The organism is Salinicola sp. 4072, from assembly GCF_036663415.1.
Lineage (GTDB): Bacteria > Pseudomonadota > Gammaproteobacteria > Pseudomonadales > Halomonadaceae > Salinicola > Salinicola salarius_A.
The window spans coordinates 104,478-119,871 of the sequence record NZ_JAXOVV010000009.1 but is presented as its reverse complement, the minus strand read 5'-3'; the positions used below and the strand labels follow the sequence as shown (position 1 = coordinate 119,871).

At 63.5% G+C, this 15,394-nt stretch carries 12 protein-coding genes; 8 read left to right on the top strand and 4 right to left on the bottom strand.

Annotated features, from left to right (window positions below):
* The first annotated feature begins 468 nt into the window (after window positions 1-468).
* The 7 genes from pcnB (at window position 469) to R3F72_RS08615 (ending at window position 6,891) form a co-directional block, all read left to right on the top strand.
* Entirely contained in the window at window positions 469-1,899 is a 1,431-nt protein-coding gene (gene pcnB / locus R3F72_RS08645) for a polynucleotide adenylyltransferase PcnB (RefSeq protein ID WP_332779444.1), read from the top strand.
* Window positions 1,892-2,389 carry a 2-amino-4-hydroxy-6-hydroxymethyldihydropteridine diphosphokinase gene (gene folK, locus R3F72_RS08640; RefSeq protein WP_332779443.1) on the top strand — a complete coding sequence of 166 codons (498 nt, stop codon included), beginning with the start codon at window positions 1,892-1,894 and terminating at the stop codon, window positions 2,387-2,389. Before pcnB ends, folK begins: the two co-directional genes overlap by 8 nt.
* 171 nt (window positions 2,390-2,560) lie before the next feature.
* Entirely contained in the window at window positions 2,561-3,352 is a 792-nt protein-coding gene (gene panB / locus R3F72_RS08635) for a 3-methyl-2-oxobutanoate hydroxymethyltransferase (RefSeq protein WP_087720458.1), read from the top strand.
* Complete coding sequence (panC, locus tag R3F72_RS08630) at window positions 3,352-4,227, top strand: pantoate--beta-alanine ligase (protein WP_332779442.1); 876 nt, start codon at window positions 3,352-3,354, stop codon at window positions 4,225-4,227. The genes panB and panC overlap by 1 nt, the downstream gene beginning before the upstream one ends.
* Window positions 4,220-4,705 carry a GNAT family N-acetyltransferase gene (locus R3F72_RS08625; protein WP_332779441.1) on the top strand — a complete coding sequence of 162 codons (486 nt, stop codon included), beginning with the start codon at window positions 4,220-4,222 and terminating at the stop codon, window positions 4,703-4,705. The genes panC and R3F72_RS08625 overlap by 8 nt, the downstream gene beginning before the upstream one ends.
* 51 nt (window positions 4,706-4,756) lie before the next feature.
* The gene (gene coaA, locus R3F72_RS08620) at window positions 4,757-5,713 is read left to right on the top strand and encodes a type I pantothenate kinase (protein WP_332779440.1); all 957 of its coding nucleotides are present in this window, start codon (window positions 4,757-4,759) and stop codon (window positions 5,711-5,713) included.
* Window positions 5,714-5,865: 152 nt separating this feature from the next.
* Window positions 5,866-6,891: an acyltransferase family protein gene (locus tag R3F72_RS08615; RefSeq protein WP_332779439.1), complete on the top strand. Its 1,026-nt coding sequence runs from the start codon at window positions 5,866-5,868 to the stop codon at window positions 6,889-6,891.
* A gap of 65 nt (window positions 6,892-6,956) precedes the next feature.
* Here the strand turns inward: R3F72_RS08615 and pnp are convergent, their stop codons facing one another.
* From pnp to kdgD, 4 genes are all read right to left on the bottom strand, one after another.
* Window positions 6,957-9,086: a polyribonucleotide nucleotidyltransferase gene (gene pnp / locus R3F72_RS08610; protein ID WP_332779438.1), complete on the bottom strand. Its 2,130-nt coding sequence runs from the start codon at window positions 9,084-9,086 to the stop codon at window positions 6,957-6,959.
* Window positions 9,087-9,304: 218 nt separating this feature from the next.
* Window positions 9,305-10,882, bottom strand: coding sequence for an aldehyde dehydrogenase (NADP(+)) (locus tag R3F72_RS08605; RefSeq protein ID WP_332779437.1), 1,578 nt, complete (start codon window positions 10,880-10,882; stop codon window positions 9,305-9,307).
* Window positions 10,883-11,042: 160 nt separating this feature from the next.
* Window positions 11,043-12,398: an enolase C-terminal domain-like protein gene (locus R3F72_RS08600; RefSeq protein ID WP_332779436.1), complete on the bottom strand. Its 1,356-nt coding sequence runs from the start codon at window positions 12,396-12,398 to the stop codon at window positions 11,043-11,045.
* A gap of 159 nt (window positions 12,399-12,557) precedes the next feature.
* A complete protein-coding gene (gene kdgD / locus R3F72_RS08595; RefSeq protein WP_332779435.1) occupies window positions 12,558-13,475 on the bottom strand; it encodes a 5-dehydro-4-deoxyglucarate dehydratase in 918 nt (305 codons plus the stop codon).
* Window positions 13,476-13,805: 330 nt separating this feature from the next.
* Between kdgD and R3F72_RS08590 the strand changes: the two genes are divergently transcribed.
* Entirely contained in the window at window positions 13,806-15,290 is a 1,485-nt protein-coding gene (locus tag R3F72_RS08590; RefSeq protein WP_332779434.1) for an amidase, read from the top strand.
* Window positions 15,291-15,394: the final 104 nt, after the last annotated feature.

The following is a 15,394-nucleotide window of genomic DNA, read 5'->3' as shown; positions in this document are numbered from 1 at the left end:
AACACGAACAATAACAATCGTTCTCGAGCCGACGCAAAATCAGGACGCGACGCTCTTCATCGACGGGGCAACAATAACAAGCCTCCCCGTGATAGGAAGACTTCTCGGAACAACAACAAGAACCGAGAAAGGGCATTGCCTGTCGTGGTTGGATTATTGTTTTGAATACGAGGTGGTCGCTACACAGCAAGGCTGACAACGACAAGCCAGTGACTGCACTATCGTTCAGCGACTGTGGTGCGTATTCAAGGCGATGCGCCATCACGAACAAGAAGAAGCGGCATGGACGTTGCGAAGTATCTTAAGGGGAGGCCCATCGGGTCTCCCCTTTTACTATCGTCGTTTCATGACGACGTTTCGAAGCCAGGCTGGCGGTCCGGGGAAAAAGCGGCAGGCCTCGCTGCCTTTGCAAGCCTTCCGGGCTCCGCTACACTGGAGTTTTGCTACCTCGCGAGTCGATTTCGCCGCATGTTCAAAGGATTTTCCCGTTTTCTCCAACGTCCCGGTGAACGTTTGAAGACTCTCTTCGGTCCGGAATCCGCGTCAGTGACCGAAGACACTACGCCCACCCGACAAGTCCTGCCTCGCGACGAACACAATGTCTCGCGCCAGAACCTCAGCGAGAGCGCGCTCAAGGTGCTTTACCGGCTCAACGGCGCCGGTTACGACGCCTACCTGGTCGGCGGCTGCATTCGCGACTCGCTGCTCGGCAACCGCCCCAAGGATTTCGACGTCGCCACCAACGCCACGCCGGACGAAGTGCGCCAGCTGTTTCGCAATTCGCGCATCATCGGCCGACGGTTTCGTATCGTTCACGTGCGTTTCGGCCGCGAAGTCATCGAAGTCACCACCTTCCGCGGCCGCCACGGCGAAGAGCATACCGGCAACCTTAGCCAGCAGTCGGATGAAGGCCTGCTGCTACGCGACAACGTCTGGGGTAGCGTCGAAGAGGACGCGATTCGTCGCGACTTCACCGTCAATGCGCTCTATTACAGCGTCACCGACTTTGCCATTCACGACTGGACCGGCGGCCTTCAGGATCTGGAAGACCGCGTACTCCGGCTGATCGGTGACCCGGAGACGCGCTATCGTGAAGATCCGGTACGCATGCTGCGAGCCGCGCGCTTTGCCGCCAAGCTCGACTTCCGCATTGCCGAAGAGACCGAAGCGCCGATTCGCGAGCTGGCGCCGCTGCTTTTGCAGATCCCCCCGGCAAGATTGTTCGAGGAAGTGCTCAAGCTGTTCCTCACCGGCCATGCGGTGCAGAGTTTCCGGGTGCTGCGCGAACACGGCCTGTTCGCCATGCTGTTCCCGGAAAGCGACGAGGTTCTCGAAGAGCATCCCTGGGCGGTCAAGCTCATCGAGCAGGCGCTGGCCAATACCGATGCCCGTATCGCTCAGGAGCGCCCGGTAACACCCGCCTTCCTGTTCGGCGCCCTGCTGTGGCCCTGTGTACAGCAACGCACCCTGCGTGTCGTCCACGAGCAGGACCTGCCGGCAGTCCCGGCCCAGCAGGCCGCCGCGCAACAGGTCATCAGCCGCCAGTTGCAGCACACCTCCATCCCCAAGCGCTTCAGCATGCCGATGCGCGATATCTGGGATCTCCAGCAACAGTTGCCCCGCCGCCGGGGCCGTCGAGTCTTCCAGACGCTGGAGCATCCCCGCTTCCGCGCCGCTTACGACTTCCTCCTGCTGCGAGAGGAAGCCGGCGAACTGGCGCCGGGGCTCGGTGAATGGTGGACCGAATTCCAGCAGGCCGACGAAGAGGGTCAGCGCCAGCTGCTGGCGAATACCGATGGCGGCAATCCGGCCGGACCGACCCCCAAGCCACGCCGACGCCGTCCGCGCAAACGCCGGCGCCCGACCAACAAGCCGACACCACCGACGCTGGATGATTGAGCGCGAGCATCATGCCCTGGCCTACATCGGCCTGGGCAGCAACCTCGAAGCGCCACGGGATCAGCTCGAGCGAGCGCTCTCGGCCTTGGCGTCGCTGCCCTTGAGCGAATGCGTCGCCCGCTCTTCTCTCTACACCAGCGCGCCGGTCGGCCCTCAGGATCAGCCGGACTTCATCAACGCCGTTGCCGCCATCCGTACCCGGCTTTCGCCGCTGGCGCTGCTCGATCAGCTTCAGGCGCTCGAACAGCGTCATCGGCGGGTACGCGAACGCCACTGGGGGCCGCGCACGCTAGACCTGGACCTGCTCTGGTACGCGGGCCTACAGCAAAACACGCCACGCCTGACGCTTCCTCACCCCGAGATGTCTCGTCGCCGGTTCGTGCTCGAGCCTCTCGCCGAAATCGCCCCGACGCTATCCATCGATGGCGAAACGCCGCTGGCGCTTGCCGCACGTCTCACGGATCAGACGCTGAGTCGATTGCACGACTGAACCCATCCCCGTGGCTCACGCCTGCCGCTAACGTCTTGTTGCGTCTTGCCGACAACCCATTACACTCTGCTCCGCATTGCCATTGCGGGGCACCCTGTCGCCGCCCATCCCCGCCGCCGCGACAGGGCGCCTGTCGGCGAGCGGGGCCAGCCGTCCCTGGGAGTAGAAAACATGAAGCGCGTTACCCTCGATACGCTGCGCGACTGCAAGACGCGTGGTGAAGCCTTCAGTTGCCTGACCGCCTACGATGCCACCCTGGCGCGCTGCGCCGATACCGCCGGGGTCGATGTGCTGCTGGTCGGCGATTCGCTGGGCATGGTGCTGCAAGGCCATGCCAGCACCTTGCCGGTGACCCTCGAGGACATCCGTTATCACACGGCGTGTGTGGCGCGGGGCAAGCAGCGAAGCCTGCTGATGGTCGACCTGCCGTTCATGAGCAACGCCGATATCGGCCAGCTGCTGCGCGATGCCGGCGAGTTGATGCGTGCCGGCGCCGAGCTGATCAAGATCGAGGGCGAGGCGTGGATGGCCGAAGGCATTCGCGAACTCTCTCGTCGCGGCGTGCCGGTCTGTGCCCATCTCGGCCTGACGCCGCAGAGCGTCCACCAGCTCGGCGGCTTCAAGGTGCAGGGCAAGGCAGCCGACGCCGCCGACCGTATCGTCGCGGACGCGCGCCAGCTGGTGGAAGCCGGCGCCGCCGTCATCCTGCTCGAATGCGTGCCCCGGGCCGTGGGGCGAGCAGTGCGCGAGGCCGTCGACGTGCCTGTCATCGGCATCGGTGCCGGGCCGGACGTCGATGGCCAGATCCTGGTCATGCACGACACCCTGGGGCTCAACAGCGGCTACGTGCCCCGCTTCGTCAAGAACTTCCTGACGGGCCAGGAGAGTATCGAAGCGGCGTTCCGCGCTTATGACGAAGCGGTCAAGTCCCGCCGTTTCCCGGCCGAGGAGCACTGTTTCTGATGCAGACGCTGCACGATATTGCGCCGCTGCGCGAGCGGCTGCACGAGCACCGCATGGCGGGGCGATCCGTCGCGCTGGTACCGACCATGGGCAATCTGCACGAAGGCCATCTGACGCTGGTGGACCGGGCGCGATCGCTGGCCGATGTCGTGGTCGCCACGCTGTTCGTCAATCCACTGCAGTTCGGCGCCGGCGAGGATTTCGGCCAGTATCCGCGCACGCTCGACCGCGACCGCGAGCTGCTGACGGCGCGCGGCTGCGACCTGCTGTTCGCCCCCGCCGTCGAGACGCTCTACCCCAACGGGCTGGAGACGCAGACCCAGGTTCACGTGCCCGACGTCTCCGAGGGGCTTTGCGGCGGCACCCGTATCGGCCACTTCGATGGCGTCGCCACGGTGGTGTCACTGCTGTTTCATCTCGTCCAGCCGGATATCGCCTGTTTTGGCGAGAAGGACTTTCAGCAGTTAGCGGTGATTCGCAAGCTGGTCGCCGACCTGCACTTTCCGATCGAGATCGTCGGCGTCCCCACCGTTCGGGCCGAAGATGGCCTCGCGCTCTCCTCCCGCAACGGCTATCTCTCTCCCGGAGACCGGGCATTGGCACCGGCCTTCTACCGGACGCTGTCACGCTGTGGAGACGCGCTGGCTCGGGGCCAGTCGCCCGCTACCGCCCTGGCAGAAGCCAGGCAAACGCTGCAGGAGGCCGGCTTTCGGCTCGACTATCTGGAGCTCAGGGCTCCGTCACTGGCACCGTTCGACGCCGCCAGGCATGACGAAGGCCGGCTGCTGGGCGCGGTCTATCTCGGCTCGACACGTCTGATCGATAACCTCGCCGTCGCGTCTCGTCCTGCTGAAGCCGGCACTCGCCATGGCTGACGTGCACTGGCGGCCGGCCTTGCCGACGGACCTGACGCCTATCGCCGAATGGGTCGAGACACCGAAGGCTCTCGAACGCTGGGCCGGACCCGGCCTGTCGTGGCCGACGGACGGCCCCACGCTGTGGCGGGAAATCGATGGCGGCGGCCTGCCCTCGTTCTGCCTCGTCTCGGAACGCGAACCGATCGCCTTCGGCCAGCTCGTCATCAAGGGCGAGCGCCACTACCATCTGGCGCGGATCATCGTCTCGCCAGCCCATCGGCGCCGCGGGCTGGGCGAATCGCTCTGTCGCCGGCTGCTGGCGGAAGCACGGCAGCGTCGCGCCGAGCACGTCACGCTCAACGTCTTCACCGACAACCGGCCCGCGATCGATCTCTATCGGCGCCTGGGCTTCGTCGAACAGGGCGCGGTCGATACGCGTGGCATTCAGCCCATGCAGCTGAGACAATTTGAAGATGTCGACAATAAAGACCCATAGCCTCTGGCGGCGCCTCGACCCCGCCGCCAGCTCGTCAGCGAAAGAGACCCGATGAACCAATTGAGACCGGACCCCTTCTCTCCGTATCAGTTCTACACGGCCGAGCAGTGGGCCGAATTTCGCGCCGACACGCCACAGACGCTTTCCGCCGAGGAACTGCAGCGGCTGCGTTCGCTCAACGATCCGATCGATCTGGGCGAAGTCCGGCGGATCTATCTGTCGCTGTCGCGCCTGCTCTCTTCCTACGTCGAAGCCAGCCAGCGGCTCTACGCCCAGCGCAAGCGCTTTCTGGACATCGACGACACCCAGAAGACGCCATTCATCATCGGCATCGCCGGTTCCGTCGCCGTGGGCAAGTCCACCACGTCGCGCATCCTCAAGGAGCTGCTGGCGCGCTGGCCTTCCAGCCCCAAGGTCGACCTGGTCACGACCGACGGCTTTCTCTACCCCAACGCCACGCTGCGCGACAAGGACCTGATGGCGCGCAAGGGCTTTCCCGAGAGTTACGATATCGGCGCCCTGTTGCGTTTTCTCTCCTGGATCAAGGCGGGGGCCCGCAACGTCCAGGCACCGCTCTATTCGCACCTGACCTATGACGTGCGCGAACACGCATACCAGACGGTCGACCGCCCCGACATCCTGATCGTCGAGGGCATCAATGTGCTGCAGGTTCGTGATCTTCCGGAAGACGGCAAGATGGTGCCGTTCGTGTCGGACTTCTTCGATTTCTCGATCTATATCGATGCCGAGGAAAACCATATTCACGACTGGTACCTGGAACGCTTCAAGCTGTTGCGACAGACCGCCTTCCAGAACACCGACTCGTTCTTTCACCGCTACGCCCAGATCGGAGAAGCGGAAGCGCTCGAGATCGCCGAAGGGCTATGGCGGGACATCAATCGGCGCAACCTGCGCGAGAACATCCTTCCCACTCGCCCCCGTGCCGACCTGATCCTGCGCAAGGGCCACGATCATCTGGTGGAACAGGTCGCGTTGCGCAAGCTGTAATCGCCTCGAACGAGGGCTGGCTGGCCGTTGCCCCATGGCCGGCCCGATCGAACCGAACACCGTTTTGTTATTTTGCGTAAATTCAGCGAACTTTTTCCTTTCTTATCCTTCCCATAGTGCGTCTTGGGAGTTCATGGCAAGGATGAGTAGGGATGCTGATTTCGGTACAGGCGCTACGGACCCTGGCGGCGTGGATCGTCGTGTTTCATCACTTCATGCAGGTGTTTTTCGGTTTCAAGGCCGATAACTGGATCGAGTATCTGTTCTCTACCCGCGGTCAGGTGGGTGTGGATATCTTCTTCGTCATCAGCGGTTTCGTCATCTACGTCTCGAGTCGCGGCAAACGGCTGACGATGCCGCAGTTTCTGCTGCATCGTGTCGTCCGCATCGTTCCCGCCTACTGGCTCTATACTGCCATTACTGCGCTGGTCATCTACTTCGCCAGCGACGTCATGCCCGAGTATGGCCTGGGCCTGAAGCAGTTGCTGCTGTCGCTGTTCTTCATCCCGACGGAAAATCCTGCCGGCTACGGCTACTACCCCATTCTGCCGGTGGGCTGGACGCTCAATTTCGAGATGCTGTTCTATGTCGTCTTCGCCGCCTCGCTGGTGCTCAAACGCGAGTGGCGACTGTGGGCCGTGGTGCTGGCCATCGTGGTCATCAACACGTTATTCGCGCATCAACCGTTCATCAGCAACTTCTATACCGATCCGATCATCTTCCAGTTCCTGCTCGGGCTGGGGATCGGCGCCGTCTACTCGCGCTACGGCATTCCCGGCGGGCGCTGGTGGCCGATCGCGCTGGCGCTCGCCAGCACCGCGACGATTCTCTGCTACAACGATCCTGCCGGGGCTACGCGGTTCTTCGCCTGGGGCCTGCCGAGCGCACTGCTGGTGATCGCCTTCATCGGGCTGGAATCCCGCATCGGTGACAACCGCATCTTCAAGGTGATGGGAGACTGGTCCTACTCGACGTACCTGCTGCACGTGATCGTGCTGTGGTCGGGCAACTACGTCCTGACCGAACAGTTCGGGCTCAGCCCCTATCTGGCGCTGGCAATCTGTCTGCCCGTCATCGCGATCTGTTCCTGGCTGAGCTACGAGTTCGTGGAGAAGGCATTCTCGCGACAGCTCAAGCGTCATCTGCCCACGTTACGTCCTCGAACCGTTACGGCATGAGCGCAGCATAAAAAAACGCCCGGCCTGCGTGATGCAGGCCGGGCGTTTCGGTTAGCGCCGAAGAATTACTCTTCGATCGCGAGCGACGCTTCGAAGGCAGCCTTCTCTTCCGGCGTGATCTCCTTGATCGACAGCTTCACGCGATTGCGGTTGTCGATATCGAGCACCTTGACGGTCACTTCCTGGCCTTCGCTCAGGAAGTCTTTCACGTCATTGACGCGCTCCGGCACGATCTGGGAGATGTGCACCAGACCGTCAGTACCCGGCATGAAGTTGACGAAGGCACCGAAGTCGGCCAGACGCACCACCTTGCCGCGGTAGAGCTTGCCGATTTCGGCTTCGGCGGTGATTCCGAGCACAGTGTCGATGGCGCGCTTGGCCGCGGCACGGTCTTCGGCGTAGATGCGCACGGTGCCGTCGTCGTCGATATCGATCGAGGCGCCGGTCTCTTCGCAGATACCACGAATCGTTGCACCGCCCTTGCCGATGACGTCGCGAATCTTGTCCGGCGAGATCTTGATCGTCTGCATCGCCGGCGCGTGGTCGGAAACCTCGCTACGGCTCTGTGCGATCACGGCATTCATCTTGTCGAGGATCTCGATACGAGCCTGGTGCGCCTGCTGCAGCGCCGTCTCCATGATCTCTTCGTTGATGCCTTCGATCTTGATGTCCATCTGCAGCGCGGTCACGCCGTTGGCGGAACCGGCCACCTTGAAGTCCATGTCGCCGAGGTGATCTTCATCGCCCAGGATATCGGTCAGCACGGCGAAGCCATCGTCGTCCTTGACCAGACCCATGGCGATACCGGCCACCGGCGCCTTGATCGGCACACCGGCATCCATCAGCGCCAGCGAGGAGCCGCACACGGAAGCCATCGAGCTGGAACCGTTGGACTCGGTGATCTCGGAGACGACACGAATGGTGTAGGGGAAGTCCGCTTCGCTCGGCAGCATCGCCTGGATACCGCGTCGGGCCAGACGGCCATGACCGATCTCGCGACGCTTGGGACCGCCCATGAAGCCGGCTTCGCCCACGCTGTACGGCGGGAAGTTGTAGTGCAGCAGGAAGCGATCCTTGCGCTCGCCTTCCAGCGACTCGATCAACTGGGCATCGCGCAGCGTACCCAGCGTGGCAACGACGATGGCCTGGGTTTCGCCGCGGGTGAACAGCGCCGAACCGTGGGTGCGCGGCAGCACGCCGACGTTGATGTCCAGCGGGCGCACGGTCTTGTGATCGCGACCGTCGATACGCGGCTCGCCGGCGATGACGCGACGACGCACGGTGTGCTTCTCAAGGCTGGCCAGCGCACCGCTGACTTCATCGGCGCTGAACTGCGGCGCATCGCCACTGGCCAGCTGCTCGATCGCCTTGGCGCGAATCTCGGCCAGCGCATCCTGGCGCGCCATCTTGTCGGTGATGCGATAGGCCTCGCCCACGGCGGACGCGAAGCTGCCGGCGACGGCTTCCTTGAGCGCCACGTTGGCGGCGGCCGGCTGCCAGTCCCACTTCGGCTTGCCGGCTTCACTGACCAGAGACTTGATCGCATCGATCGCGACCTGCATTTCCTGATGCGCGTAGAGCACCGCGCCCAGCATCTCGTCTTCGGTCAACTCCTGGGCTTCGGACTCGACCATCAGCACGGCCTTGTCGGTACCCGCCACGACCATGTTGAGTTCGGAAGTGTCCAGTTCCTCGACCGTGGGGTTGAGGAAATAGCCACGTGATTCCGTGAAGCCGACACGCGCCGCACCGATGGGACCGCTGAACGGCAGGCCGGAGATCGCCAGCGCCGCGGAGGTGCCGATCATCGCGGCGATGTCGGGGTCCTGGTTACGATCGGCGGAGAGCACGGTGCAGATGACCTGCACTTCGTTCATGAAACCTTTCGGAAACAGCGGGCGGATCGGCCGGTCGATCAGACGCGAGGTCAGCGTCTCTTTCTCGGTCGGACGCCCTTCGCGCTTGAAGAAGCCACCCGGGATCTTGCCTACGGAGTAGGTCTTCTCCTGGTAGTGCACGGAGAGCGGGAAGAAATCCTGGCCGGGCTTGAGATCCTTGCGGCCGACCACGGTACACAACACCACAGTGTCGTCCATGGTGACCAGCACAGCGCCGGTGGCTTGGCGCGCAACGCGCCCGGTTTCTAGGGTGACGGTACTCGAACCGTACTGGAACGTGGTCTGAACCGGATTCACGGGCTTTCCTTGACTTGTCGAATTCATTGGGGTCGTTTGACTCGGCGCTCATTCTAGGCGTTCGTGAAGGATAGAGCTACCAGTGGCCAATCTTGGTCTTCTGTCGGCCGGTGCCGGAAAGCGCCGTCTACAAACGCAAGAACCCCTGCCCTGAAGGCAGAGGTTCTTGTTCTGGGCGACCGGACCGTCGACGACGGCCCGGCCTTGCCGGCGACGACTTACGCTTCGCGCTTGCCGTCGACCAGGCGCCGCAGTTTCAGCGGGTTGTCCTGCTTGATCGCTTCTGGCAGCAGCGCATCCGGCAGATCCTGATAGCAGACCGGACGCAGGAAGCGGAAGATCGCCGCGGTGCCCACGGACGTGGTGCGCGAGTCGGAAGTCGCCGGGAACGGCCCGCCGTGAACCATGGCATCGCACACTTCCACCCCGGTCGGCCAGCCGTTGACCATGATCCGGCCCGCCTTGCGCTCGAGGATCGGCAGCAACGCCCTGGCGGCGTCCAGATCGGCATCGTCCATCTGCAGCGTGGCGGTCAACTGGCCTTCCAGATGTTCGGCCACCTGCTTGAGTTCGGCCGCGTCGGCGCACTCCACGACCAGTGACGTCGAACCGAAGACTTCTTCCTGCAGCGCATCGCTGCTCAGGAAGTCCTGAGCGGAAGCTAGGAACAGGCCGGTCTGGCACTGGTTGGGGCCTTCGCCCTTCTGACCGCGCGCCACTTCCTTCGCCTTGCCACTGCCTGTCAGGGTACTGACGCCATTTTCGTAGGCATCGAAGATACCCGGCGTGAGCATGGTCTGCGCAGCGCTACCCTTGACCGCCTCGCTGGCGGCGTTGACGAAGGCATCGAGCTCCGGCCCCTTGATCGCGATCACCAGCCCCGGATTGGTGCAAAACTGGCCGGCGCCCATGTTGAGCGAAGCGACGAACGCCTTGCCCATCTCTTCGCCCCGCGCCTTCAGCGCTGCCGGCAGCGGGAAGACCGGATTGATGGAGCTCATTTCGGCATAGAACGGGATCGGCTCGGGACGCGACTGCGCTGCCTTCCACAGCGCCAGACCGCCGCTGCGCGAACCGGTGAAGCCTGCCGCCTTGATACGCGGATCGGTGACCAGCGCGGTGCCGACTTCACGACCGGAGCCGTACATCAGCGAGAACACGCCTTCCGGCAGGCCGCACTTCTTGACCGCCGCCTGAATGGCGCGACCCACCAGCTCGCTGGTGCCCGGATGCGCGCCGTGCGCCTTGACGATCACCGGGCAGCCGGCGGCCAGCGCCGATGCGGTATCGCCACCGGCGACGGAGAACGCCAGCGGGAAGTTGCTGGCACCGAACACCACGACCGGGCCCAGCGCGATGTGGCGCTGACGCAGGTCGACCCGCGGCATCGGCTGGCGGTCCGGCAGCGCCGGGTCGATACGGACATCGAGCCACTCGCCGGCGCGCACGGTCTTGGCGAACAGGCGCAACTGACCGCAGGTACGGCCCCGCTCGCCCTGGATACGACCCTGCGGCAGGCCGGACTCGGCCACGGCACGCTCGATCAGGTCATCACCGATCGCTTCGATCTCGTCGGCAACGGTTTCCAGAAACGTGGCGCGCTCCTCCAGCGAGGTTTCGCGATAGCTGTCGAAGGCGCTCCACGCCAGTTCGCAGGCGCGATCGACTTCGGTCTGAGTGCCACCGGGATAGCTCGGATCCAAGCGCTCGTTGGTCGCCGGATTGATCGCCTGGATCGGATCGCGACTACCCTTGACGGCCTGCTGACCGATCAGCATTTCACCTGTCAGATTCATGTTGCCTCCTGCAGTGATGGTGGATACTCATTCATCTTCCGGCATTAGGCCGGATGCAACTTGTCTTTCACCCGCTTTGGCATCGTGTCTCGGCATCGTGACCGAGCGGGATCGTTCCCGCCGGGCAATCCTGACTACATGCGTCCACCGCACGGCCATTTCAACGTACCAGCGCCGGACGCTTGGGATCGAACTCCCAACCGTCGATCAGATACTGCATTGCCATCGCATCGTTGCGACCACCGGCCGGCAGGCTGCGATAGAGCGCGTTGGCCTGCTCGATCTGTTCCATGTCGACCTCGATACCCAGCCCGGGAGCGTCGGTGACGGCAACCTTGCCATCGACGATCTGCGGCGACTCACGGGTCAGCCGGGCATCGCCCTCCTGCCAGATCCAGTGGGTATCCAGTGCGGTGGTGCGGCCGACGGCCGCCGCCCCGACCTGGGCGAACATCGCCAGCGAGATATCGAAGTGATTGTTGGAGTGCGAGCCCCAGGTCATGCCGTGATCCTGACACAGCTGGGAGACTCGCACCGCACCGGAAAGCGTCCAGAAATGCGGATCGGCCAGCGGAATGTCGACCGAGCGCAGCATCAGGGCGTGGGCCATCTCGCGCCAGTTGGTGGCCACCATGTTGGTCGCCACCGGCAAACCGGTGGCATGGCGGAACTCGGCCAGAATCTCGCGACCGGAGAAGCCCTGCTCCGCTCCGCAGGGATCCTCGGCGTAGGCGATGACGCCGTGCAGGTTCCTGCATAGCCGGATCGCTTCGTCCAGCGACCAGGCACCGTTGGGATCGATGGTCGTACGCGCCTCGGGGAAGGCATCGTGAAGCGCGGTGACGGCCTCGATCTCCTGCTCGCCGGGCAGCGCGCCGCCCTTGAGCTTGAAATCCCTGAAGCCGTAGCGATCGTGCGCCGCTTCGGCCAGCTGGACGACACTCGCCGGCGTCATCGCCGCTTCGTCGCGCAGGCGGTACCAGTCATGACTGACAACTTCGGTGCCGCGACGCTCAGTACCACGACGATAGCCCAATGGCGTGGCGTGACCATCACCAACGAAGAACAGATAGCCCAGCACCTCGACGCTATCGCGCTGCTTGCCATCGCCCAGCAGCTCGGCCACCGGCACGTCGAGGAACTTGCCGAACAGATCGAGCAGAGCGGCTTCGAGCGCCGCCACCGCATTGACACGCAGCTCGAAGGTCCAGGAACCCTTGCCGAAATCCTCGAAATCGGCGCCACGACCGGCGGCATGCAGCGACGCCACCATCGAGCGCAGCTTGCCGATGGGCTGGCCGACGACCAGCGGGCGAGCCTGCTCTAGGGACTTCTGGATCGTCTCACCGCCGGGCGCTTCGCCGACACCGACATGGCCGGCGCTGTCTTCGAGAATGACCAGGTTGCGAGTGAACCAGGGCGAATGAGCGCCACCGATATTCAGCAGCATGCTATCGCGGCCCGCGACCGGAATGACCTTCATATCCGTGATAGTGGGCGTAGCGTGGCTCGACATAATGGGTTTCTCCAACCATCGGACGGCACGGCGTACGCTCACTGACAGTGAAGAGTCACCGAACCATTGATTCACATTGAAAGTCGTTCGCAGCGAAAGCTATTCACAGCGAAAGTCACGGAGCGGCTCGATGCCGCCCCGATGGCCTTGAACGCTGGATCAGAGCACGTTGGCTTTTTTGATCAACTGCTTGAGCGTGGCCCGCTCTTTCTCGTTGGGCATGGTCAGCGGCGCACGCACGTCGCCACCCGGATAACCGACCAGGTCGGCACCGGCCTTGATCAGACTGACGGCATAGCCTTTCTGGGTATCGCGCATAGTGACGAACGGAATGAAGAACTCGCGAGTCGCCTGACGCACGAACTCGCTGTTGCCCTTGCGCAGTTCCTTGTAGAACTTCACAGCCATGTCCGGCACGAAGTTGAACACCGCGGAAGAATAGGTGCTGACGCCAATGGCCAGATAGGCTTCGGCAATGATCTCGGCCGTCGGCACGCCACCAACGTAGGCGAGGCGATCGCCCAGCGTCTTGATGATGATGTTGAGCGCCTGCATGTCGCCCTTGCCGTCTTTCAGGCCGACCAGGTTCGGGCAGCGATCGGCCAATGCCTGAACGGCATTGACGGTGAGATAGCCGTTGGCACGGTTGTAGTAGATCACGTTGAGGTCGGTGGAATCGCAGACGCTGGCGGCGTACTCGACGATGCCGGATTCCGGGCACTCGGTCAGGTACGGCGGCATCAGCAGAATGCCATCGGCGCCCGCTTCCTGGGCGGCCTTGGCGTGCGCCTTGGCGAGTTCGGCACTCTGGCCGGCGCTGGCGATGACCGGCACGTGCCCACCGATGGTTTCCACGGCGACTTTGACGATTTCACGATATTCATCGATGGTGATGTTGAAGAATTCGCCAGTGCCGCCAGCCACGAAAAGGGCGGAAACTTCATACTCCTTCAGCCACAGCAGACGGCGACGGTAGCTTTCGACATCGAACTTGCCGTTGGCATCGAAATCGGTCACCGGGAACGACAGCAAACCGTCGGTGATAGAGGTAACGACCGCTTCTTTGGAAAAATTCACCTGATTCCCCTTATCATGGGTTAACGTATGCAGACATTCGGCCGACTGCCGCCGCGCTAAAATGGCGCAAGCGGAAGCAGGATTCTATCGATATGTTGTCATACATCATACCAGAATGCCGTTAGACCTTCGATGGATTCTGCTGGGTGCATGTCTCGTCTTTGCTGAACCTGGCGTCACCCAGGGCTGCATGGCCGAATCCGAGCGCCCAGACGAACGGTTGCATCAAGATCGGATCGGAGAGAAGACTGCCTGACGTGCCGTAGCGGCATGACAGTCACCTGACTGCGGTATGCTGATCGACACCCTCTTTTGCCGGGATCTTTGCCGATGTCTAACGCTTCCGACCGCACGCCTGTCCGACCGCCGCTGAACGAGATCGTCACCTGGGACGCGACCAGGCTGTCGCAGCGCATCCATGACCGATCGGTCTCCTGTCGCGAGGTCATGATCGCCTATCTCGATCATATCGACGCCGTGAATCCTGTCGTCAACGCCATCGTCTCCCGCCGCGAACGCGCCCCGCTGCTCGCCGAGGCCGAGCTCGCCGATCGCGAACTCGCTGCGGGGCAGTCGCGCGGCTGGATGCACGGCTTTCCCCAGGCGATCAAGGATCTCTCCGACGCCCAAGGCTTCCCGACGACCCAGGGTTCGCCGCTGTTCTCCGGCCAGATCGCCCAGCAGGACAGCCTGATGGCAGAGCGCATGCGTGCAGCCGGCGCGATCTTCATCGGCAAGACCAATACGCCGGAATTCGGCCTGGGCTCGCAATCCTACAACCCGGTATTCGGCGCCACTCGCAACGCCTTCGATCCTTCGCGCACCGCCGGCGGCTCCAGCGGTGGCGCGGCGGCAGCGCTCGCCATGCGGATGCTGCCGGTCGCCGACGGCAGCGACATGATGGGCTCGTTGCGAAACCCCGCCGCCTTCAATCACGTGATCGGCTTTCGCCCCTCGTTCGGCCGCGTACCCGGTCTCGTCGCCGACCCGTTCGGTCAACAGCTCGCCACCAACGGCCCGATGGGGCGAACCGTCGAAGACGTGGCCCGCCTGCTCGACACGCAGTCCGGCTTCGACCCACGCGTCCCGCTCACGCTGGGGGAGCCGCTGATCCCCGATGGCAGCAGCGTCTCCGGCGCGCTCGACCGCGACATTCACGGGCTGCGGATCGGCTGGCTCGGCGACTGGCAGGGGCATCTGGCGATGGAAGCGGGCGTGCTCTCGCAATGCAGAGCGGCACTGGATCGCTTCGCCCCGCTGGGCTGCGAGGTGGAAGCGGTCGACCTGCCGTTCGATGCCGAGATGCTGTGGGAAAGCTGGACGACACTGCGCCACTGGGCCGTCGCCGGCAACCTGGGGGCGCTCTACGTCGCCCCCGCCACCCGAGAGCGCTTGAAGCCGGAAGCGCAGTGGGAGGTCGAACGCGGTCTGGCGCTCTCGGCGCAGGATATCCACGTGGCCAACGTCCAGCGTGGCGATGCCTACCGGGCCTGGAGCGCGCTGTTCGAGCGCTTCGACTACCTGGCCATGCCCAGCGCCCAGGTCTTTCCTTTCGACGTCGAAACGCACTGGCCGCGCGAGATCGCCGGGAGCGCGATGGATACCTATCACCGCTGGATGGAAGTCGTGATTCCCGCCTCGATGCTCGGCGCCCCGACGATCAGTCTGCCGGCCGGACTCAACGGCGCCGGCCTGCCGATAGGCTTCCAGCTGATCGGCCGACCCCGCGACGACTGGGGCGTGTTGCAACTGGCACGCGCCTTCGAAAAGGCCAGTGGCGATCTGGCGCGATTGCCGCCGACGCTAGGCGAATAACCCGGTCACGGGCAAAAAAAGAGGCGACGGGATTCCGTCGCCTCTTTTCTTTCATTCGAACGTCTTCGACTCATTCCAACGTCTTCGATCCGTCCCCACTGCTT

What these genes read in the sequence shown, in the direction of transcription:
- pcnB (WP_332779444.1), top strand. Translation starts at nt 469, where the DNA reads ATGTTCAAAGGATTTTCCCGTTTTCTCCAACGTCCCGGTGAACGTTTG.
- folK (WP_332779443.1), top strand. Translation starts at nt 1,892, where the DNA reads ATGATTGAGCGCGAGCATCATGCCCTGGCCTACATCGGCCTGGGCAGC.
- panB (WP_087720458.1), top strand. Translation starts at nt 2,561, where the DNA reads ATGAAGCGCGTTACCCTCGATACGCTGCGCGACTGCAAGACGCGTGGT.
- panC (WP_332779442.1), top strand. Translation starts at nt 3,352, where the DNA reads ATGCAGACGCTGCACGATATTGCGCCGCTGCGCGAGCGGCTGCACGAG.
- R3F72_RS08625 (WP_332779441.1), top strand. Translation starts at nt 4,220, where the DNA reads ATGGCTGACGTGCACTGGCGGCCGGCCTTGCCGACGGACCTGACGCCT.
- coaA (WP_332779440.1), top strand. Translation starts at nt 4,757, where the DNA reads ATGAACCAATTGAGACCGGACCCCTTCTCTCCGTATCAGTTCTACACG.
- R3F72_RS08615 (WP_332779439.1), top strand. Translation starts at nt 5,866, where the DNA reads ATGCTGATTTCGGTACAGGCGCTACGGACCCTGGCGGCGTGGATCGTC.
- R3F72_RS08605 (WP_332779437.1), bottom strand. Translation starts at nt 10,882, where the DNA reads ATGAATCTGACAGGTGAAATGCTGATCGGTCAGCAGGCCGTCAAGGGT.
- R3F72_RS08600 (WP_332779436.1), bottom strand. Translation starts at nt 12,398, where the DNA reads ATGTCGAGCCACGCTACGCCCACTATCACGGATATGAAGGTCATTCCG.
- R3F72_RS08590 (WP_332779434.1), top strand. Translation starts at nt 13,806, where the DNA reads ATGTCTAACGCTTCCGACCGCACGCCTGTCCGACCGCCGCTGAACGAG.